This window comes from Enterobacter sp. MG-EB028 (assembly GCF_056673305.1).
On record NZ_CP195079.1, the window covers coordinates 101,901 to 122,406 of the forward strand.

Annotated in this window: 17 protein-coding genes; 5 read left to right on the plus strand and 12 right to left on the minus strand. The window is 57.7% G+C overall.

Annotation, left to right across the window (positions count from 1 at the left end; all coding sequences use genetic code 11):
• Positions 1–7 precede the first annotated feature (7 nt).
• Positions 8–2,326: an alpha-xylosidase gene (gene yicI / locus ACR42C_RS00410; protein ID WP_479984625.1), complete on the plus strand. Its 2,319-nt coding sequence runs from the start codon at positions 8–10 to the stop codon at positions 2,324–2,326.
• A 59-nt stretch (positions 2,327–2,385) separates the two neighbouring features.
• On the opposite strand, the gene ACR42C_RS00415 is transcribed toward yicI, so the two are convergent.
• Both ACR42C_RS00415 and xanP read right to left on the minus strand, forming a co-directional pair.
• A complete protein-coding gene (locus tag ACR42C_RS00415) occupies positions 2,386–4,089 on the minus strand; it encodes an AsmA family protein (protein WP_479984626.1) in 1,704 nt (567 codons plus the stop codon).
• 119 nt (positions 4,090–4,208) lie between these two features.
• Positions 4,209–5,600, minus strand: a complete 1,392-nt coding sequence (gene xanP / locus ACR42C_RS00420) for a xanthine/proton symporter XanP (protein WP_302219412.1) — start codon at positions 5,598–5,600, stop codon at positions 4,209–4,211.
• A 225-nt stretch (positions 5,601–5,825) separates the two neighbouring features.
• Here xanP and gltS point away from each other — a divergent pair, with 225 nt between their 5' ends.
• On the plus strand, positions 5,826–7,028 hold the full coding sequence (gene gltS / locus ACR42C_RS00425; protein ID WP_116342955.1) for a sodium/glutamate symporter: 1,203 nt from the start codon (positions 5,826–5,828) through the stop codon (positions 7,026–7,028).
• Positions 7,029–7,030: 2 nt separating this feature from the next.
• On the opposite strand, the gene recG is transcribed toward gltS, so the two are convergent.
• The 5 genes from recG to gmk are packed head-to-tail and all read right to left on the minus strand — an operon-like array spanning position 7,031 to position 12,897.
• Positions 7,031–9,112: an ATP-dependent DNA helicase RecG gene (gene recG, locus ACR42C_RS00430; protein WP_116342957.1), complete on the minus strand. Its 2,082-nt coding sequence runs from the start codon at positions 9,110–9,112 to the stop codon at positions 7,031–7,033.
• A gap of 3 nt (positions 9,113–9,115) precedes the next feature.
• On the minus strand, positions 9,116–9,805 hold the full coding sequence (trmH, locus tag ACR42C_RS00435) for a tRNA (guanosine(18)-2'-O)-methyltransferase TrmH (protein WP_116342959.1): 690 nt from the start codon (positions 9,803–9,805) through the stop codon (positions 9,116–9,118).
• 4 nt (positions 9,806–9,809) lie between these two features.
• Positions 9,810–11,924 (minus strand): bifunctional GTP diphosphokinase/guanosine-3',5'-bis pyrophosphate 3'-pyrophosphohydrolase, encoded by a 2,115-nt coding sequence (gene spoT, locus ACR42C_RS00440; RefSeq protein ID WP_028015011.1) that lies wholly within the window; start codon positions 11,922–11,924, stop codon positions 9,810–9,812.
• A gap of 19 nt (positions 11,925–11,943) precedes the next feature.
• Complete coding sequence (rpoZ, locus tag ACR42C_RS00445) at positions 11,944–12,219, minus strand: DNA-directed RNA polymerase subunit omega (protein ID WP_000135058.1); 276 nt, start codon at positions 12,217–12,219, stop codon at positions 11,944–11,946.
• Between the two features lie 54 nt (positions 12,220–12,273).
• Positions 12,274–12,897, minus strand: a complete 624-nt coding sequence (gmk, locus tag ACR42C_RS00450) for a guanylate kinase (protein WP_010426438.1) — start codon at positions 12,895–12,897, stop codon at positions 12,274–12,276.
• Between the two features lie 251 nt (positions 12,898–13,148).
• Between gmk and ligB the strand changes: the two genes are divergently transcribed.
• Positions 13,149–14,819 (plus strand): NAD-dependent DNA ligase LigB, encoded by a 1,671-nt coding sequence (ligB, locus tag ACR42C_RS00455; protein WP_479984627.1) that lies wholly within the window; start codon positions 13,149–13,151, stop codon positions 14,817–14,819.
• 2 nt (positions 14,820–14,821) lie between these two features.
• Here ligB and ACR42C_RS00460 read toward each other — a convergent pair whose 3' ends face one another.
• The gene (locus ACR42C_RS00460; protein WP_061096641.1) at positions 14,822–15,439 is read right to left on the minus strand and encodes a trimeric intracellular cation channel family protein; all 618 of its coding nucleotides are present in this window, start codon (positions 15,437–15,439) and stop codon (positions 14,822–14,824) included.
• Positions 15,440–15,645: 206 nt separating this feature from the next.
• Entirely contained in the window at positions 15,646–16,509 is an 864-nt protein-coding gene (locus ACR42C_RS00465; RefSeq protein WP_116342963.1) for a YicC/YloC family endoribonuclease, read from the minus strand.
• 125 nt (positions 16,510–16,634) lie between these two features.
• Here ACR42C_RS00465 and rph point away from each other — a divergent pair, with 125 nt between their 5' ends.
• Positions 16,635–17,351, plus strand: coding sequence for a ribonuclease PH (gene rph, locus ACR42C_RS00470; RefSeq protein ID WP_431649334.1), 717 nt, complete (start codon positions 16,635–16,637; stop codon positions 17,349–17,351).
• A gap of 67 nt (positions 17,352–17,418) precedes the next feature.
• Positions 17,419–18,060, plus strand: coding sequence for an orotate phosphoribosyltransferase (pyrE, locus tag ACR42C_RS00475; protein ID WP_041911672.1), 642 nt, complete (start codon positions 17,419–17,421; stop codon positions 18,058–18,060).
• A gap of 42 nt (positions 18,061–18,102) precedes the next feature.
• On the opposite strand, the gene slmA is transcribed toward pyrE, so the two are convergent.
• The 3 genes from slmA to coaBC form a co-directional block, all read right to left on the minus strand.
• A complete protein-coding gene (gene slmA / locus ACR42C_RS00480) occupies positions 18,103–18,699 on the minus strand; it encodes a nucleoid occlusion factor SlmA (RefSeq protein WP_028015015.1) in 597 nt (198 codons plus the stop codon).
• 121 nt (positions 18,700–18,820) lie between these two features.
• Complete coding sequence (dut, locus tag ACR42C_RS00485) at positions 18,821–19,279, minus strand: dUTP diphosphatase (protein WP_015570042.1); 459 nt, start codon at positions 19,277–19,279, stop codon at positions 18,821–18,823.
• A complete protein-coding gene (coaBC, locus tag ACR42C_RS00490; RefSeq protein WP_479985224.1) occupies positions 19,257–20,468 on the minus strand; it encodes a bifunctional phosphopantothenoylcysteine decarboxylase/phosphopantothenate--cysteine ligase CoaBC in 1,212 nt (403 codons plus the stop codon). The genes dut and coaBC overlap by 23 nt, the downstream gene beginning before the upstream one ends.
• Positions 20,469–20,506: the final 38 nt, after the last annotated feature.

Sequence of the window (20,506 nt, forward strand, 5' to 3'; positions counted from 1 at the left end):
CGAGAGCATGAAAATCAGTGATGGAAACTGGCTTATTCAACCGGGCCTGAACGTGACGTATCCGGTGCAGGTGTTCGACGTGGAGCAGCAGGGCAATGACCTGGTGGTGTTTGTTGCGCCGCGCGACGTGCGCGAACGCACCTGGCAGCTCGACACGTTGATGTTCACGGTGCGTCTGTTCGCCCCCCATGAAGGGATTGTCGGGGTGCGTATCGAGCACTTCCAGGGCGCGCTGAATAACGGCCCGCACTATCCGCTGAACGTTCTGAAAGACGTGAAGGTAGAGATTGAAAACAACGCCGATTTTGCCGAGTTGAAAAGCGGCAGCGTCAGCGTGCGAGTCACCAAAGGCGAGTTCTGGGCGTTGGATTTCCTGCGCAACGGCCAGCGCATTACCGGCAGCCAGCTGAAAAACAACGGCTACGTGCAGGACAGCAACACCGACCGCAATTACGTGTTCGAACGTCTGGATCTGGACGTGGGGGAAACGGTCTACGGTCTGGGCGAGCGCTTTACCGCGCTGGTGCGCAACGGCCAGACGGTCGAAACCTGGAACCGCGACGGCGGCACCAGCACCGAGCAGTCCTACAAAAATATCCCGTTCTACCTGACCAACCGCGGCTACGGCGTGCTGGTGAATCATCCGGAAAACGTCTCGTTTGAAGTCGGCTCCGAGAAGGTCTCCAAAGTGCAGTTCAGCGTGGAAGGGGAATATCTTGAGTACTTCGTGATCGACGGCCCGACGCCGAAAGAGGTGCTGAACCGCTATACGCAGTTTACCGGGCGTCCGGCGCTGCCGCCTGCGTGGTCGTTCGGCCTGTGGCTCACCACCTCGTTCACCACCAACTACGACGAAGCGACGGTAAACAGCTTTATCGACGGCATGGCCGAGCGCGACCTGCCGCTGCACGTCTTCCACTTCGACTGCTTCTGGATGAAGGCCTTCCAGTGGTGCGACTTCGAGTGGGACCCGGTGACCTTCCCGGATCCGGAAGGGATGATCCGCCGCCTGAAAGAGAAAGGGCTGAAGGTCTGCGTGTGGATTAACCCGTACATCGGCCAGAAATCCCCGATCTTCCGGGAGCTGAAAGAAAAGGGCTACCTGCTCAGGCGCCCGGACGGCTCCCTGTGGCAGTGGGACAAATGGCAGCCGGGGCTGGCGATTTATGACTTCACCAACCCGGAAGCGTGCCGGTGGTATGCCGACAAGCTGAAAGGCCTGGTGGATATCGGCGTCGACTGCTTCAAGACCGACTTTGGCGAGCGTATCCCGACGGACGTGCAGTGGTTCGACGGGTCCGATCCGCAGAAGATGCATAACCACTACGCCTACATTTACAACGAACTGGTGTGGAACGTGCTGAAAGAGACGGTGGGGGAGGAAGAAGCGGTGCTGTTTGCCCGTTCGGCGTCCGTCGGTGCGCAGCAGTTCCCGGTGCACTGGGGCGGCGACTGCTACGCCAACTACGAATCGATGGCTGAAAGCCTGCGCGGCGGGCTGTCGATTGGCCTGTCCGGCTTCGGGTTCTGGAGCCACGATATCGGCGGGTTCGAAAACACCGCCCCGGCGCACGTCTACAAGCGCTGGTGCGCGTTCGGGCTGTTCTCCAGCCACAGCCGCCTGCATGGCAGCAAATCCTACCGCGTGCCGTGGGCGTACGATGACGAGTCCTGCGACGTGGTGCGTCACTTCACCCAGATCAAATGTCAGCTGATGCCGTATCTGTATCGCCAGGCGGCGCTGGCGCGTGAGTTCGGCACGCCGATGCTGCGGGCGATGATGCTGGAGTTCCCGGACGATCCGGCGTGCGATTACCTTGACCGTCAGTACATGCTGGGGGATTCAGTGATGGTCGCGCCGGTGTTCTCTGAGGCGGGCGACGTACAGTTCTACCTGCCGGAAGGCCGCTGGACGCACCTGTGGCACAACGACGAACTTCAGGGCAGCCGCTGGCATAAGCAGCAGCACGATTTTATGAGCCTGCCGGTCTACGTGCGCGACAATACCCTGCTGGCGCTGGGTAACAACAACCAGAAGCCGGACTACGCGTGGAATGAGGGAACGGCCTTCCAGCTGTTTAACCTGGACGATGGCGCAACAGCGGTAAGCGAGGTGCCTGCGGCGGACGGTTCAGTGGCGTTTACGCTGAAGGCGTCACGTCGGGGAGACATTGTGACCTTTACCGGCGCGGGAGACGCGCAAAACTGGTCGGTGTGCTTGCGCAACGTGCAGAAGGTGAGCGGCGTGAAGGGCGGTTCACATGCGGGCAGCGAGTGGGGCGTGGTGGTGAAAGCGGAGGGGGAAGTGGTGGTGGTTCACCTTTAATTCCCCTCACCCTAACCCTCTCCCCAAAGGGGCGAGGGAAGGTTTGCTCCCTCTCCCTTTCAGGGAGAGGGCTGGGGTGAGTGTGGTGTCGACACCACACCGCCCGTCATCGTCTGCTGCACCTGCTGTTTATCCATATTCACCGCGTTCAGCTTGCCGTTCACCGTTGGCTTCAGCGGGGCATTCGCCTGCACGCTGCCGCTGGCGGTCATCTGAATATTGCCGTCACCCGTAATCGGCAGCGCAGGCCAGCCCCACTGCTGCAGCACGTTGAGCGGCACGCCGCGCCCGTTCAGGCTCACCGTGGTCTGCCGCTGTGGCAGCTGTGAAACCGTCGCCGTGGCTTCCAGAATGCCTTTCTCGGTAAACGCGCTCAGGTCGGTAATGTTCACCGTGGCGGCGTTGGCATTCAGCGCCAGCGACGGACGGCGTACGTCGACGCGGTTAAAGGTCGCCGCCGCGCCGTTCAATGTTGCGCTGCCGCCCCAGACGCCCCACTGGCGATCTTTCACCAGCTGCAGGTTTGCGCCATAGCCGTCCAGAGAGGTGATCTGCCACGGGAAGGCGGGATCGATGTCGATCACCAGGTTGCGGCTCAGGCCGAATTTTTGCAGCGTGACGCTGTTCAGCCATTCCGGCAGCGGCTCCATCCACAGCGTTTTCCAGTTCTGCGGCAGGGTGTACTCCAGCCCGGCGATGGCGACATCGTCCAGCACCAGCGCTTTGCCGTCGCGCAGCCAGTTACCGGACGTGCGCACCATGCCGCCTTCCCAGCGGGAGGTGAACTGGCGCAGCGCCATGCCCTGCGGGGAAAACTCCGCATTCAGGATCGGGTCGAAAAGGTGCAGCGAGCCGTAGATAAACTCGCTGGCATTCATGGACAGGCGGCCTTCCTGGCTCTGCCAGTCGCCTTTGCTGAGAGTCAGGTTGCGCAGGCTTAAGTCGAGATCGGTCACCGCCCAGTCCGGACCCTGAAGCCTGGCGTCGGTCACGTCCAGACGGCCAATCTGTAAAGAGGGAATGGTGGCCAGCGGTGCGAAGAACGCGGTCAGCGTTTTGTCGCTCTGCAGGCGGATCTCGTTCAGGCGCATCGTGTCGATAATCCAGCTCCCGTCGGTGTTGCGCAGGGCGGAGCCGGTGAGCGAACCACGGGCCATGTCGGCACCAATCGTTTTCAGCACCACCTCCTTGCCGTTCAGCTGCCCCTCGATCAGCACGTTGGTGGCCGGTACGCCGTTCAGGGTCAGCGAGCCCGCGCTCATCTGGATCTGCGCGTTATTCCCCAGCACGTTGCCGGCTTCCGGCTGCCATGGGCTGACGCCGCCCGTGACCTTTTGCGCGCTCAGGTCCCATTCGGTATTCGGGCTGTTAAAGGCCATGTTATTCAGCTGCAGACGATCGGCCTGGAAGGGCAGCGGTGCTGTTTGAGGCGAGAGATTCAGCGTACCGTCGAACAGGGTGATGGTGCCCATGTGCAGCGGATCGGTGATCTGGCGGCTGCTCAGGCCAATATCGACTTTTTTGGCAACTAATGTGGCAGGTTTACCATCCCGCCCAAAGGTGACGTTTTCCAGAATGATGTGGGAAGGCGACGAAAAGCGGTGATTCATTTTATCGAAACTGAGTTCGTAGTCGGTATTCACCGTAATCCAGCTGCTGACCTGAGCCGCGCCCCAGCGGGTCTGGAGCAAAATATAGAACGCCAGCAGCACAATAAGCAGGGCTATCAGAAGATAGACGAGTAGCTTTCCAATAAATTTCATGGTCTTCCATCCCGCAAAACGAACATAAAGGAGTTATGCACGATTTATACGCAATGCTCAAGGCGGGAATGGTGTAATTAGATGTCACGGCAGGCATTGACTGCCTGCCGTGAGGGAGATCAGTTCTTCTCAGGCGGGAAAACGAGGTTCAGCACGATAGCGGTGATACCACCCGCGGCAATGCCGGAAGAGAGCAGGTTTTTCACCCAGTCCGGGGCAAACTGCAGGATCAGCGGCTGCTGGGAAACACCCAGGCCAACGGCCAGCGACAGCGCGATAATCATGATCGCGCGGCGGTTCAGCGGCTCGCGGGAGACGATACGCACGCCGGAAGCCGCGATAGTCCCGAACATCACCAGCGTTGCGCCGCCGAGCACCGGCTCAGGAATGTGCTGCACAAAGCCGCTCACCGCCGGGAACAGGCCGAGGACGATTAGCATGAGCGCCACCACAAAACCAACGTAGCGGCTGGCCACGCCGGTCAGCTGGATCACGCCGTTGTTCTGGCCGAAGCAGGAGTTCGGGAAGGTGTTGAATACCGCAGAGACAAACGAGTTCAGGCCGTTCGCCAGCACGCCGCCTTTCAGACGCTTCATGTACAGCGGGCCGGACACCGGCTGCTCGGAGACGTCGGAGGTGGCGGTGATATCGCCGATGGTCTCCAGAGAGGTGATCATAAAGACCAGCATCAGCGGCAGGAGCAGGCCCCAGTCAATGCCCAGTCCGTAGTACAGCGGCGTGGGGACAGTGATCAACGCGCTGTTGGTTGGCGCGGTGTTTTCCGGCAGCATGCCCAGCGCCCACGCCAGCAGATAACCCGCCGCCATGGCGATCACCAGCGACGCGACGCGCAGGTAAGGGTTACGCTGACGGTTAAGCAGAATAATGATCGCCAGCACGACACCCGCCAGCAGCAGGTTTTTCGGCGCGCCGAAGGTGTGATCGCTCATTGCGGCATAGCCGCCGCCGATGGAGGTGAGGCCCACCTGGATCAGCGACAGGCCGATAATCATCACCACCACGCCGGAGACCAGCGGGGTAATGACGCGGCGAGCCAGATGCAGCACGCGGGAGATGACCATCTCCGTGCAGCTGGCCAGCATCAGGGTGCCGAACAGCGCCGCCATCATGGTTGGGACATCCGCACCGCCGGTTTTCAGCGCCGTACCGCCCATGATCAACGGTGCCACGAAGTTAAAGCTGGTGCCCTGAATCGACAATAATCCAGAGCCCACCGGACCCCACGCTTTAATTTGAATAATGGAGGCCACGCCGGAAGCGAACAGAGACATACTGATGATGTGCTGCGTATCCTGCGCCGGTAAGCCAAGTGCCTGGCAGATCAGCAGCGCCGGAGTGATCACGGCAACAAACATCGCCAGAAGATGCTGGCAGGCGGCGAAAAGCGTCTGCGGAAGCGGCGGGCGGTCTTCAAGGCGGTAAATCAGTTCGCTATTATGCTTCTGCGCAATCGGTTGCGCATCAGGCGACTCTATGGTGTTAACGGACATCGGCGGCAATCCCACGGTGGAAAAGCGGGCATTTTATCTGACCACCTGGTAAAAGCAAACGATTGCCAGCAAAAAAAGGGAAGAAAATCTGCCGCTGTGAGCAGGTTTTCTACAACGCATCGGGAAAAAAAATTACACTTTTTGCGCCGGGGGCTCATGAAGAGCGCAAACCGGCCCAGGATAACGCCGCGTGTGTATGGAACACGCGCAAAACAGGAGCCTTTTATGATTCATCTCGATACGTTGTCGACCCTTGTTGCCGCAACGCTGGTCTTACTGCTTGGCCGTAAGCTGGTACATAGCGTTTCCTTTCTGAAAAAGTACACTATCCCTGAACCCGTCGCCGGCGGTCTGCTGGTGGCGCTGGCCCTGCTGATACTGAAAAAAAGCATGGGCTGGGAAATTGATTTTGATATGTCCCTGAAAGACCCGCTGATGCTGGCCTTCTTTGCCACTATCGGCCTGAACGCCAACCTGGCGAGCCTGCGCTCGGGCGGTAAGGTGCTCGGCGTATTCCTGATTGTGGTGGTGGGGCTGCTGCTGATGCAAAACGCCATTGGCATCGGTATGGCGACGCTGCTGGGGCTGGATCCGCTGATGGGTCTGCTGGCGGGGTCGATTACCCTTTCGGGCGGCCACGGCACCGGCGCCGCGTGGAGCAAGCTGTTCATCGAACGCTACGGGTTTGAAAACGCAACGGAAGTGGCGATGGCCTGCGCGACCTTTGGCCTGGTGCTGGGTGGCCTGATTGGTGGCCCGGTGGCGCGTTATCTGGTGAAGCACTCCACCACGCCGAACGGCAGACCTGACGATGAAATGGTGCCGACCGCGTTCGAAAAGCCGGACGTTGGACGCAGCATCACCTCACTGGTGATGATTGAAACTATCGCGATGATTGCCATCTGCCTGACCGTGGGCAAAGTGGTTGCGCAATGGCTGGCGGGTACCGCGTTTGAGCTGCCGACCTTTGTCTGCGTGCTGTTTATCGGGGTGATCCTGAGCAACGGTCTGGCGCTGATGGGCTTCTACCGCGTGTTTGAACGGGCGGTATCGGTGCTCGGCAACGTCTGCCTGTCGCTGTTCCTGGCGATGGCGCTGATGAGCCTCAAGCTGTGGGAACTGGCCTCGCTGGCGCTGCCGATGGTGGCGATTCTGGCGGTGCAGGCGCTGTTTATGGCGCTGTACGCCATGTTCGTGACCTGGCGCATGATGGGCAAAAACTACGATGCGGCGGTGCTGGCGGCGGGTCACTGCGGGTTTGGTCTGGGGGCAACCCCAACGGCTATCGCCAACATGCAGGCGATCACCGAACGGTTCGGGCCATCGCATATGGCGTTTCTGGTGGTCCCGATGGTTGGCGCATTCTTCATTGATATCGTTAACGCGCTGGTGATCAAGCTGTACCTGATGCTGCCGATGTTTGCCTGAGATCAGGCGTTGGAATAGCGTTCGGTTTCCGGCATCCAGCGTTCAATTAACGCTGCCGCCTGTTCGGGGTAGCGTTCATGAATATGTCGCGCAAGGCGCTGAACTTCGGGGATCATGGCCTGATCGCGCAGTAAATCCGCTACTTTGAATTCTGCGTTACCCGTCTGGCGCGTGCCCAACAGTTCACCCGGGCCGCGGATCTCCAGGTCTTTTTGCGCAATCACAAAACCGTCGTTGCTGTCGCGCAGCACCTGCAACCGCATCTGGGCTGTTTTTGAGAGCGGGGCTTTGTAGAGCAGTACGCAGTGGGACGCTACCGCGCCACGGCCAACGCGCCCGCGCAGCTGGTGGAGCTGAGCAAGGCCCAGACGCTCCGGGTTTTCGATGATCATCAGGCTGGAGTTGGGTACGTCAACGCCCACTTCAATGACCGTCGTCGCAACCAGCAAATGCAGATCTCCCTGTTTGAAGGACTGCATCACCGCCTGCTTCTCGGCAGGCTTCATGCGGCCGTGAACCAGGCCAACGTTCAGCTCGGGTAGTGCCAGCTTGAGTTCTTCCCACGTCGCTTCGGCGGCCTGCGCTTCCAGCAGTTCAGACTCTTCAATCAGGGTACAGACCCAGTAGGCCTGACGCCCTTCGTGGGTGCAGGCGTTGCGCACGCGGTCAATGATATCGCTGCGGCGCGTGTCAGGAATGGCGACCGTCGTGACCGGGGTACGGCCCGGCGGCAGTTCGTCGATGGTGGAGGTATCCAGATCGGCATAGGCGGTCATCGCCAGGGTGCGCGGGATCGGCGTGGCGGTCATGATCAGCTGATGCGGGTGGAAGCCCTGCTGCAGCCCTTTTTCCCACAGCGCCAGACGCTGATGCACGCCAAAGCGGTGCTGCTCGTCGATAATCACCAGCGCAAGGCCGTTAAACTGCACCTGCTCCTGGAAGATGGCGTGCGTGCCGACAATCATCTGCACCTGGCCGCTGGCGATGGCTTCCTGCTGCGCAAGACGCGCTTTACCTTTTTGCTTCCCGGCAAGCCAGCCCACTTCAATCCCGAGCGGCGCGAACCATGTGCGGAAATTGTTGGCGTGCTGCTCGGCCAGCAGCTCTGTCGGTGCCATCAGTGCGACCTGCTTGCCATGGGCGATGGCGCGTAACGCGGCCAGGGCGGCAACCAGCGTTTTACCGGACCCGACGTCGCCCTGCACCAGGCGCATCATCGGCACGTCGAGCGCCATATCGCGTTCGATCTCGGCGGTGACCCGCGCCTGCGCGCCGGTGGGCTTAAAGGGCAGCGAGGCCAGCAGCTTATCTTTGAGCGCATCATTCTGGCTTAACGGCTGAGCGTGGAAACGCTGCGCGCCCGCGCGAAGCGCCAGCATGCTCAGGTTATGCGCCAGTAATTCCTCAAGGATAAGACGCCGTTGGGCGGGATGTTTGCCGCTTTCTAAATCGCTGAGCTGCAGCGTTGGCGGCGGGCGGTGCAGGGTGCGCAGCGCCTCTGGCAGGCTCATCATGCCCTGAGCCAGTTCTGGCGGCAGCAGCTCGGTAATGGCGCAGGTATCCAGCAGCTCCAGCGCCTGATCGGTGAGCTTACGCAGCGTTGCCTGCTTGATGCCTTCCGTCGTCGGGTAAACCGGGGTGAGCGTCTCCTGCAGCTCCGGCGTGCTGAGATCGCCCTGCACGCGGTACTCCGGGTGGATCATCTCTGCGCCGTATTTCCCGCGTTTAGCTTCGCCATAGGCCAGCACCCTGCGGCCCGTCGCCAGGCTGTTTTTCATCGCCGCGCTGAAGTTGAAGAAACGCATGGTGAGGATGCCGGTGCCGTCGCTGATCTGGCAGGTCATCATCCGGCGTCCGCCGAAAGTGATGTTGCAGTTCAGGACTTCGCCTTCAACGGTGGCGTAAATGGCGGGAAGCAGATCGCCAATCTTGTAGAGTTGAGTGCGGTCTTCGTAACGCAGGGGGAGGTGAAGCAGGAGATCCTGCACAGTGTGCAGGCCAATTTTTGCCAGCTTATTGCTTTGCGCCGCGCCCACGCCCGTCAGGCTGTTGAGCGGGATAGCATCCAGCAGGCGGCCTTTCATCGGTTACCCGGCGTACTGCATGGTGGCCCACCACTCGGCATCGGCTTCAATTTCGCCCTGCGCGTTGACGTGGGGGTAAGGCAATTTTTTCTGCTTCGCAACGCGGGCCAGCACCGGATAGCCACCTTCAAACAGCAGGCGCTGCTGTTCCTCTTCCGGCAGCATGCTGTTGCTGCGCTCGTACATCCCGGCGTTCTGACGCTGGCGCTGCGCTTCATACAGAATGAGCGCGGACGCTACGGAGACGTTAAGGGACTGGACCATGCCGATCATCGGAATGATGATGTCCCGATCCGCCAGATCCAGCGCTTCCCGGGAGATCCCGGTTTTTTCCTGGCCCATCAAAATGCAGGTCGGGCGGGTATAGTCGATCTCGCGGAAATCCACGGCTTTAGCGGAGAGGTTTGTCGCAAGAACCTGCATCCCGAGGCCTTTCAGGTGCGATACGGCTTCGCTAATGGTTTGATGGTTTTTGACCGAGACCCAGCTGTTACTGCCTGCGGCAGCGGAGACCATGTTGCGCATGCGGTTGCCTGGCCAGACGGCGTGCACTTCATGCACGCCTACGGCGTCAGCGGTACGGACGATAGCAGCAACGTTATGTGGTTTATGGACCTGCTCCATGCAGACCGTCAGGTCAGGCTGACGCCTGGCGAGCATTTCGCAGATACGGGCATAACGTTGTGAATTCATAAACCTAGTTTCGGTTTCGGGTGACTTTAATCACGTCCGGCATGACGCGGATCTTGCGCATAATGTTCGCCAGATGCACGCGGTCGCGAGCGGTCAGACGAATAAAGGCGCTGTACACGCGGCCGTCTTTTTCTTCCGTATTCAGGCTCTGAATGTTGGACGAGGCCGTGTTGATTGCTGCCGTCAGGTTCGCCAGAGCACCCTGGTGATTGAACATATCCACCTTAATTTCGGTGATAAATTCCTGCGCGGTCTCTTTATCCCACTCGACCGCCATAAACTTCTCGGCTTCTTTCTGGTAGCCGCGAATGTTACGACAGGATTCATGGTGGATAACCAGCCCTTTGCCCGGGCTGACGTGCGCGATAATCGGGTCGCCAGGGATTGGGCGGCAGCATTTTGCGAAGGTGATCAGCACCCCGTCCGCGCCTTTAATCGGCAGATGAGCATGGCCGGATGCGCCTGGAGCAGAAGGCGTCGCTTCGCCCTGCTGCAGGTTTTTCGCCACCACGACGCTCATGGCGTTGCCCAGACCAATTTCCGCCAGCAGATCGTCCAGAGACGTGAGCTTCATACGGTCGAGTTCACGCTGGATATGCTCCGGCGGGATCTCAGCCAGCTTGCGGCTGCCGCCTAACGCGTGGTTGAGCAGACGACGCCCCAGGCTGACGGAGTCGTCGCGCTTGAGGTTTTTCAGCAGCTGACGGATTTTTGCGCGCGCTTTGGAGCTCACGACAAAGTTCAGCCAGGCCGCGTTCGGACGTGCGCCCGGCGCGGTAATAATTTCCACCGTCTGGCCGCTGGAGAGCGGCTGAGACAGCGGGTAAGGCTGTCTGTCGACGCGCGCGCCGACGCAGGCGTGCCCGATATCGGTATGCACGGCGTAGGCGAAGTCGACCGGCGTTGCGCCCGCAGGTAGTTCGACAATGCGGCCTTCTGGGGTGAAAACGTAAATCTCATCCGGGAAAAGATCGGATTTAACGCTCTCGATAAATTCAAACGAGCTACCCGCACTCTGCTGAAGCTCCAGCAGGCTCTGCATCCAGCGCTGGGCGCGGATTTGTGCGGTCGTGCTGCTTTCGCCACCGTGCTCCTTGTACGCCCAGTGTGCGGCAACACCCATCTCTGCCATCTGGTCCATGTCTTCGGTGCGGATCTGCACTTCAACAGGCACGCCGTGCGGACCGATCATCGAGGTATGCAGAGATTGATAGCCGTTCGCTTTTGGAATGGCAATGTAATCTTTCATGCGCCCCGGACGCGGTTTGTAGAGGCTGTGCATCTGCCCCAGCACGCGATAGCAGGTGTCCGAATCGTGGACGATTACGCGGAACGCGTAGATATCCATGATCGAGTGAAAACGCTGCTCTTTGAGCACCATTTTGCAGTAGATGGAGTACAGATGTTTCTCGCGACCGCTGACGCGGCACGGAATTCCCGCTTCCTGTAAGCGCCCTTCAATTTCAGAGAGGATCTTTTGAATCATCTCTTTACGGTTACCGCGGGCGGCTTTCACCACCTCTTTGATTACGCGATAGCGGTTCGGGTACAACGCTTCAAAACCCAGCTCTTCCAGCTCGGTTTTGATATGGTGAATACCTAAACGGTGCGCCAGCGGACTGTAGATTTCGAGGGTTTCACGGGCAATGCGGCGACGTTTATCCGGGCGAAGTGAGCCCAGCGTGCGCATGTTGTGGGTACGGTCAGCGAGTTTGATGAGAATGACGCGGATATCCTGCACCATCGCCATAATCATCTTGCGGAAGTTTTCGGCTTGCGCCTCTTTCTTGTCGCGGAATTTCAGCTTATCAAGCTTAGAGACCCCTTCCACCAGCTCGGCAACGCTTTTGCCAAACAGCTGTTCCATATCCTGGTAGGTGGCAGGGGTATCTTCGATCACGTCATGCAGCAGGGCGGCCATCAGCGTTTCGTAGTCGAGTTTCATCTCGGCCAGAATACAGGCTACCGCAACCGGGTGCGTGATGTAAGGTTCACCGCTTGAACGTGTCTGGCCCTCGTGAGCGTCACGTGCAACGAGATACGCCTGCTGAAGACGCTTAATCTGGTCTTCAGGCAGGTAGGTTTGAATCAGTTGATTCAGGCTTTCAAACAGATACAAGGGCGACCCGCAGGTTTAATTAACGACGACCTTCAGCAATGGCGGTTACGGCCTGCAGTTCTGCGGCTTCCTGCTCTTGCTGCTCCTGGCGCTCACGTACGTCGAGGATCTGGTTGTTAATCAGACCTTCTTCGATTTCGCGAAGTGCAATAACGGTGGTTTTATCGTTTTCTTCCGGTACCAGCGGATCTTTACCGCCTACCTGCATCTGACGAGCGCGACGCGCGGCGACCAGCACCAGGTCAAAACGGTTACCAATTTTCTCTACAGCGTCCTGAACAGTTACGCGTGCCATACTTAAAATGCTCCACAGGTGAAGAAATGACTGGGCATGATACTGAAAGTGGGTTCAGTCTGCCAACAGTTTGGTGATTAATGCGTCATGTCGCTGCTTCTGGCGGCTCATACGCAGTCGTTCTGCGCGAAGAATGGTTTTGAGATCGCTCAGCGCGGCATCAAAATCATCATTCACAATAAGGTAATCATATTCCGCGTAATGACTCATTTCTGCAACTGCCTGTTCCATACGCTTTGCGATGACTTCTTCGCTGTCCTGACCGCGGCCACGCAGGCGGCGATCCAGCTCATCTTTCGACGGCGGTAAAATAAAGATACTGCGCGAGTCAGGCATTTTCTTACGAATTTGCTGTGCGCCCTGCCAGTCGATGTCGAGGAACACATTCACGCCCGTCGCCAGAACCTGCTCAATGGTTTCACGTGAGGTGCCGTAGTAGTTTCCAAACACTTCTGCGTGTTCAAGAAACGCGTCTCTGCCGATCATCGCTCTGAACTCGTCGTGATCCACAAAGAAATAGTGTTCACCGTGCACTTCACCCGGACGCGGCGCTCGCGTGGTGTGAGAAACAGAAACCTGTGTATCGTACAACGGTTGGGTTTTTAACAGTGCCTGAATAAGGCTGGATTTACCCGCGCCACTAGGGGCAGAAACAATATAAAGCGTGCCTTGAGCCATGAGAGTCTTTTGTATGTGTTAGCGAAGAAGTCCTACATACGGGCTTATTATACACGTCGGCGCACCGTGACGTAGCCTTTGTCACACTTTTTCCCCTGGATTATTGAATTTTGCGTGCCGTTTTCAGGTTTTACCCGCGGTTTGCAGAAATAAAAAGAAACCCTGGATAGCGCCTCGTAAAGCGAAAGGTTGCCGTTAGCGTTGTTTTGATCGGCAGGTTATACCTCCTGCAACGCAAAGGAGGGGTAGCAATGTGGCGATGGATAAGCGGATTACTGGTGTTGTGGTGTGGCTATGGCGCGGCGGTGTGTCCGGTGTGGTCGCAGGCAAAAGCAGAGAAAGAGATTGCGTCGTTAAGCGCGCAGATAAAACGCTGGGATGATGCCTACTGGAAGCAGGGGGCGAGCGATGTAAACGACGACGTGTACGACCAGCTTCACGGGCGGTTAACGCAGTGGCAGCGCTGTTTTGGCAGTGAGATTTCAGAAGAGAAACTCCCCGCGCTGACGGGAAGCGTAAAACATCCTGTTGCCCATACGGGGGTACGTAAAGCAGCCAGCAAAGAAGCGCTGAGCCAGTGGATGCACGGCCGGAAAAATCTCTGGATGCAGCCAAAAGTCGACGGCGTGGCAGTGACGCTTGTGTATCGCAACGGAAAGCTAGCCCGGGCGATCAGCCGTGGTAATGGGCTAAAAGGCGAGGACTGGACGGCACGCGTGCGTTTGATTCCGTCCGTGCCTAAGGAGGTATCCGGCGTGCTGGCAAACAGCGTCTTACAGGGGGAGCTTTTCTGGCTACGCGAAAACCACGTCCAGCGGCAGATGGGCGGAATGAATGCACGTGCAAAAGTGGCGGGCGCGATGATGCGACAAAAGGACAACGCGTTTCTGAACCAGACGGGAATATTTATCTGGGCCTGGCCGGATGGACCGAAGGGAATGGAAAACAGGCTTTCTGAGCTGTCCAGCGCAGGTTTTTCCCTGACGGCGCGCTATACGCTGCCCGTACAGACTGTTGATGCTGTTGAAAAACAGCGTTTGGCCTGGCAAAACACGGCATTACCCTTTGCCACGGATGGCATAGTGGTTCGGTCTGCTGAGTCTCCTTCAGGGGAGCGCTGGCTGCCTGGCGAAGGCAACTGGGTCATCGCGTGGAAATATTCGCCTGCAGCACAGGTCGCTGAGGTCAGAAATATTCATTTTTCCGTGGGGCGCACGGGCAAAATTTCTGTCGTGGCGGCACTGGAGCCTGTCCAACTGGACGATAAACAGGTGCAGCGAGTGAGCCTGGGTTCGGTTGGGTGCTGGCAGAGGCTGGATATTGCCCCGGGCGATCAGGTTCAGGTAAGTCTGGCCGGGCAGGGTATCCCCCGGTTTGATAAGGTGGTCTGGCGAGGAACGGACAGACAAAAACCAGAACCACCGGCCTCGCGTTATCACTCCCTTAGCTGCCTTTATGCCTCGCCGGAGTGTATGGAACAGTTCTTTGCCCGGCTGACGTGGCTCAGTTCAAAGCAGGTATTCAACATTGAAGGATTAGGTGAGTCAGGCTGGCGGATGCTCTGGCAGGCACATCATTTTGAACATCTCTTTTCATGGCTGCTATTAACGCAGGAACAGCTGCAGTCGACGCCGGGGTTTTCCGCAGCGCGCGGACTCGCGCTCTGGCACCGCTTTAATCAGGTGCGCGAGCAGCCTTTCATCCGCTGGATTATGGCTCTGGGTGTTCCGTTACCGCAGGCGTCGCTGAAGGCTTCAGGGGAGGTGTCCTGGCAGAAGATGAGCGAGCGCAGCGCAAAGTCATGGCAGACCCTGCCGGGAACGGGAGAGGAGAAGGCGCGGCAAATCGTTAGCTGGCTGCACGCGCCAGAGATAGATGTGCTGGCGAAGTGGCTCGCTGAACAGCACATCAACGGGTTCTGAGATTAGTGAGCGCCGTGCTTATAGTGAAACACAGGCAGCCCGAGCTTCAGACGCAGCGCCAGCATGCGGGCCGTAAAGCCAAACAGCAGCGTGGAGATGACCACCACATCGTGGTTTGAAACGTAATGCTGCAGGGCAATGTAGAGCACCGCTGCGGCGAAGGAGATGCCGGCATATAGCTCTTTTTGAAAGACCAGAGGAATGCGTTTGCAGAACATATCGCGCAGCACGCCGCCGAATACCCCCGTGACCACGGCCGCGATGGTAGCGATAACCGGACCTTCCCCCATATCGAGCGCGATTTGCGCGCCGATGATTGAAAAAACGATCAGCCCCAGCGCATCAAGCACCAGGAACAGGCGGCGCAGATGGGGCATAACGGGTGCCACTATGGTGGTTAATACGGCAGCCGTTGCGACGATAATCACGTACTCAGGATGCTTCACCCAGCCAAGCGGGTAATGGCCAAGCAGGATATCGCGCACGGAACCGCCGCCCAGCGCGGTTGCAGTAGCAATAATGATCACGCCGAAGGTGTCCATCCGGCGACGCCCGGCGGCGAGAGCGCCAGTCATGGCTTCTGCGGTGATACCAATGAGATAAAGAATGTGAAGCAGCATATACCCTCCGGTGTGAACGCGGGAAGGTTAGCGATTTGTGCGCAAGATCACGATTGAGATTTTCTAAGGCGATTGGATTTCACCTATAAAATCTAATCAATACATGCTGAATATGGTTGATTATTGGCAGGTGAATTGGAAAAGGTGTGAAAATTCGAATTAGAAATAATAATGGGTGGCATCAGCCGATACCACCCAAAAAGGGATTACTCAATATTCTGGATCTGCTCGCGCATCTGCTCAATCAGAACCTTCAGTTCAATCGCTGAGTTGGTCACTTCAGCATTGATAGACTTAGAAGCCAGAGTATTCGACTCGCGGTTGAACTCCTGCATCATAAAGTCCAGACGGCGGCCTACAGCTTCCTTCTTCTTCAGTATGTTGTAGGTCTCTTTCACGTGCGCTTCCAGACGATCCAGCTCTTCGGCCACGTCAACGCGCTGCGCCATCAGCACCAGCTCTTGTTCCAGACGGGTGTTTTCCAGCTGAACTTCCGCTTCTTCCAGCTTGGCGACAAGTCGTTCGCGCTGCCATTGCAGCACTTCTGGCATGTGGGTGCGGACTTTGGCCACTTCGGTGCTCACGCCTTCAAGACGCTGCTCAATCATCGCTTTTAGCGCCTGGCCTTCGGTTTCTCGGGCAACGATAAAATCGTCCAGCGTGCCGTCGAGGGCTGCCAAAATTTCAGCGGCAATGGCATCCAGATCCTGCTCACCGGCGGCCATGACCCCAGGCCAGCGCAGAATATCAACCGGGTTGATTTCGCCTTCATCGCTCTGCATTTTGACCCAGTTCGCCGCATTCACGAGCTGTTTCGCCAGCTTTTCGTTGAGGATCAGTTCGCCCTGCGCGCTTGCATCTGGCTCAAAGCGCAGGTTGCATTCCACTTTCCCGCGGGTCAGACGCGTACGGATACGCTCGCGCACCACAGGTTCAAGGCTGCGGAACTGTTCCGGCATACGGAAATATGTTTCCAGATAGCGCTGGTTTACCGAACGCATTTCCCAGGTAGCGCTACCCCAGCTACCCTTGATTTCACGCCGGGCGTAGGCGGTCATACTGCGGATCATAGACATTCCCGTTTTTAAAGGAGAGATGGGGGGATTATAGCTTTCGGGGGCTTCTCAGGATAGGAATAAGCTTCCTTTATCCGTATAATGCGCAGCCACATTCGTTTCAAGCCGGAGAATCCATCATGCGTCCATCAGGTCGTAGCGCCAATCAGGTGCGTCCCGTCACCCTGACCCGTAACTATACAAAACACGCTGAAGGCTCCGTGCTGGTTGAGTTTGGTGACACCAAAGTGCTGTGCACCGCGTCCATCGAAGAAGGGGTTCCGCGCTTCCTGAAAGGCCAGGGTCAGGGCTGGATCACCGCCGAATACGGCATGCTGCCACGCGCAACGCACACCCGTAATGCCCGTGAAGCGGCAAAGGGTAAGCAGGGCGGCCGTACCATGGAGATTCAGCGTCTGATCGCACGTGCGCTGCGCGCTGCCGTTGACCTGAAAACTCTCGGTGAATTCACTATTACGCTGGACTGCGACGTAATTCAGGCAGATGGCGGCACGCGTACCGCGTCCATTACCGGTGCCTGCGTAGCGCTGGCGGATGCCCTGAACAAGCTGGTTGCAGCCGGTAAGCTGAAAACCAACCCAATGAAAGGGATGGTCGCGGCGGTTTCCGTGGGGATCGTTAACGGCGAAGCGCTTTGCGATCTGGAATACGTTGAAGATTCCGCCGCCGAGACCGACATGAACGTGGTGATGACCGAAGATGGCCGCATCATTGAGGTGCAGGGCACGGCGGAAGGCGAGCCGTTCACCCATGAAGAACTTCTCTCCCTGCTGGCGTTGGCCCGAGGGGGAATCGAATCCATTGTAGCGACGCAAAAAGCGGCGTTAGAAAATTGATTTTAAAGGCGACCAGTGAGTCGCCTTTTTTTTGCCTGTAAGACAGAAAAACCAAAGGAGCGAATCCATGAAATCGTATCAGCGCCAGTTTATTGAGTTTGCTATTAATAAACAGGTACTTAAGTTTGGCGAATTTACGCTGAAATCCGGGCGTAAGAGCCCCTATTTCTTCAACGCCGGGCTGTTTAATACCGGGCGCGATCTGGCCCTGTTAGGCCGTTTCTATGCCGAAGCGCTGGTGGATTCCGGGATTGATTTTGACCTGCTGTTTGGCCCGGCCTACAAAGGCATTCCAATTGCGACCACCACAGCAGTCGCGCTGGCGGAACATCACGACCGCGACGTGCCGTACTGCTTTAACCGCAAAGAGGCCAAAACCCACGGTGAAGGCGGTAATCTTGTAGGCAGCGCGCTGCAGGGCCGCGTGATGCTGGTGGACGACGTGATCACCGCAGGCACTGCGATCCGTGAATCTATGGAGATTATCCAGGCCAACGGTGCGACGCTGGCTGGCGTGCTTATTTCTCTGGATCGTCAGGAGCGTGGTCGCGGCGATATCTCTGCTATCCAGGAAGTAGAGCGTGATTACAGCTGCAAAGTGACCTCTATCATCACCCTGAAAGACCTGATTGCGTATCTGGAAGAGAAGCCAGAGATGGCGGATCACCTGGCGGCGGTGCGGGCGTATCGCGAAGAGTTTGGCGTGTAATTGAATTGCCCGGCGGCGCTACGCTTACCGGGCGCTGCGGCGCTACTGCAGTTGTGCTGCTACTAACGGCCAGCGGGCGTCAAAATCGTCCGTTGGTCGGTATTTGAATTCACTGCGCACAAAGCGGGAGAGCATGCCTTCACAAAACGCCAGGATCTGGCTTGCCAGCAATGTCTCATCCGTATTGTATCCTTCGCCTTCACGCATTTTCTTCTCGCGTAGCACCTGGCGCAGCTGTGCTTCAATACGCTCAAAAAGCTGATTGATGCGGCCCTGCAGCCTGTCCTGCTCAAACATCAGCGCGTGGCCGGTCAGGATACGGGTTAAACCCGGATTGCGTTCCCCAAAGCCCAGAATTAACAGCACAATCAGACGCAGACGCGCGGTGGTGTCTTTTTCGTCTTTCAAAATCAGGTTAATGCGTGTGATCAGACTGTCTTCAATAAACTCGATCAGGCTGTCGAACATTTTTGTTTTGCTGGGGAAATGACGATACAGCGCCGCTTCAGACACGCCCACAGAGGCGGCCAGTTTAGCGGTGGTGATGCGTTGACTGCCATCGCTGGATTCAAGCATCAGAGCCAGAGATTGAAGTATTTCTTCGCGACGATTCCTTTTCGCGGTTTGTTTTTCTGCCATGTTACAAAATACCCCTGAAAAATAAGCACTTGCCAGGCTGGCATCCACACAGCGACCGCAAACTGACGTTTGCGGTTTGTTATTGCGTTATGGCGCTGCGAGATACGTGTGTGTCGGGCGGTTATTTGCGCCCGGAATGGCCGAAGCCGCCTTCGCCACGGTCGGTGGCATCAAAGTCTGCCACCAGGTTAAATTCTGCCTGAACCACCGGTACAAAAACCATCTGCGCGATACGCTCGCCCGGTTCAATGGTGAAGCTGTCCTGGCCACGGTTCCAGACGGATACCATCAGTTGACCCTGGTAGTCGGAGTCGATCAGGCCGACCAGGTTACCCAGCACAACGCCGTGCTTATGGCCCAGACCAGAGCGCGGCAGGATCACTGCCGCCAGAGACGGGTCAGCAATGTGGATCGCCAGCCCAGTCGGGATCAGGGTAGTGGCACCGGGAGCCAGTTCTACGGCGTCATCGAGACAGGCGCGCAGGTCAAGTCCGGCAGAGCCGGAGGTGGCATAGGTTGGCAGCGGGAATTGCTCGCCAACACGCGGGTCCAGAATCTTAACGTCGATTTTTTTCATCATAACGGGTAACGATCTCGTCCAGTAATTGTTGGCCCAGGAGTTCCTTGCGCTCAAGCGGTAAGATTTTATCTCCATCCTGCCAGAAAAGGTGCAGTGCGTTGCTGTCGCTATTAAATCCTTGCGTGGCCAGCGATACGTCGTTCGCGCAAATTAAATCGAGGTTTTTGCGGGTACGTTTTTGCCGGGCATATTCTTCCACATTATTCGTTTCTGCGGCAAATCCAACAACGTAAGGACGATGGTTTTTTAGTGCGGCGACCCCAGCAACAATGTCCGGGTTTTTCACCATTTTCAGTGTTAATTCATCACCTTGCTTTTTGATTTTAGATTCGGCGATGGTCTCGGCACGATAGTCTGCCACGGCCGCACAGCCGATAAAAATCTGCTGATGTTGCGCATGAGCCTGCACGGCGGCTTCCATCTCCAGCGCGGTGGTGACATTAATGCGCTGCACAAAAGGTGGCGTAGGTAACGAGACCGGGCCGCTGACCAGCGTGACGTTAGCACCGCGTTTTGCCGCTGCGGCAGCAATTGCAAAGCCCATTTTGCCGGAGCTGTGGTTGGTGATGTAGCGCACCGGGTCCAACGGCTCGCGCGTGGGACCCGCAGTAATCATGATGTTGAGATGTCGCAGATCGTTGACAGGTGAGAAATGGGCGGCAGCCATATCTACAATCGTCAACGGGTCGAGCATACGCCCTGGGCCAACGTCGCCGCAGGCCTGGCTGCCACTGTCCGGGCCCCAGATAAGCAGGCCGCGCGAGGCCAGCGTCTCCAGATTATGCTGGGTGGCGGCATTGCGGTACATCTGCTGGTTCATGGCGGGCACAACGGCGACAGGTGCAGGCGTCGCGAGGCAAATGGTCGAAACCAGATCGTTCGCCATACCGGCCGCCACGCGGGCAATCAAATCCGCCGTGGCTGGGGCAAGAATCACCAGATCGGCCCATTTCCCAAGCTCAATATGCCCCATCGCGGCTTCGGCGGCCGGATCGAGCAGGCTGTCAGATACCGGGTATCCTGAAACCGCCTGCAGGCTCAGAGGGGTGATAAAGGCTTTACCGCCTTCGGTTATCGCGACCCGCACGTCCGCCCCGCGCTCGCGCAGACGACGCACCAGCTCCGGCGCTTTATAGGCAGCAATACCGCCGCTCACGCCAAGAACGATTTTTTTACCGGCCAGGCTCATCATGATTCTTTCCTGTTGGGTTTCACCAGAGAGCGGGC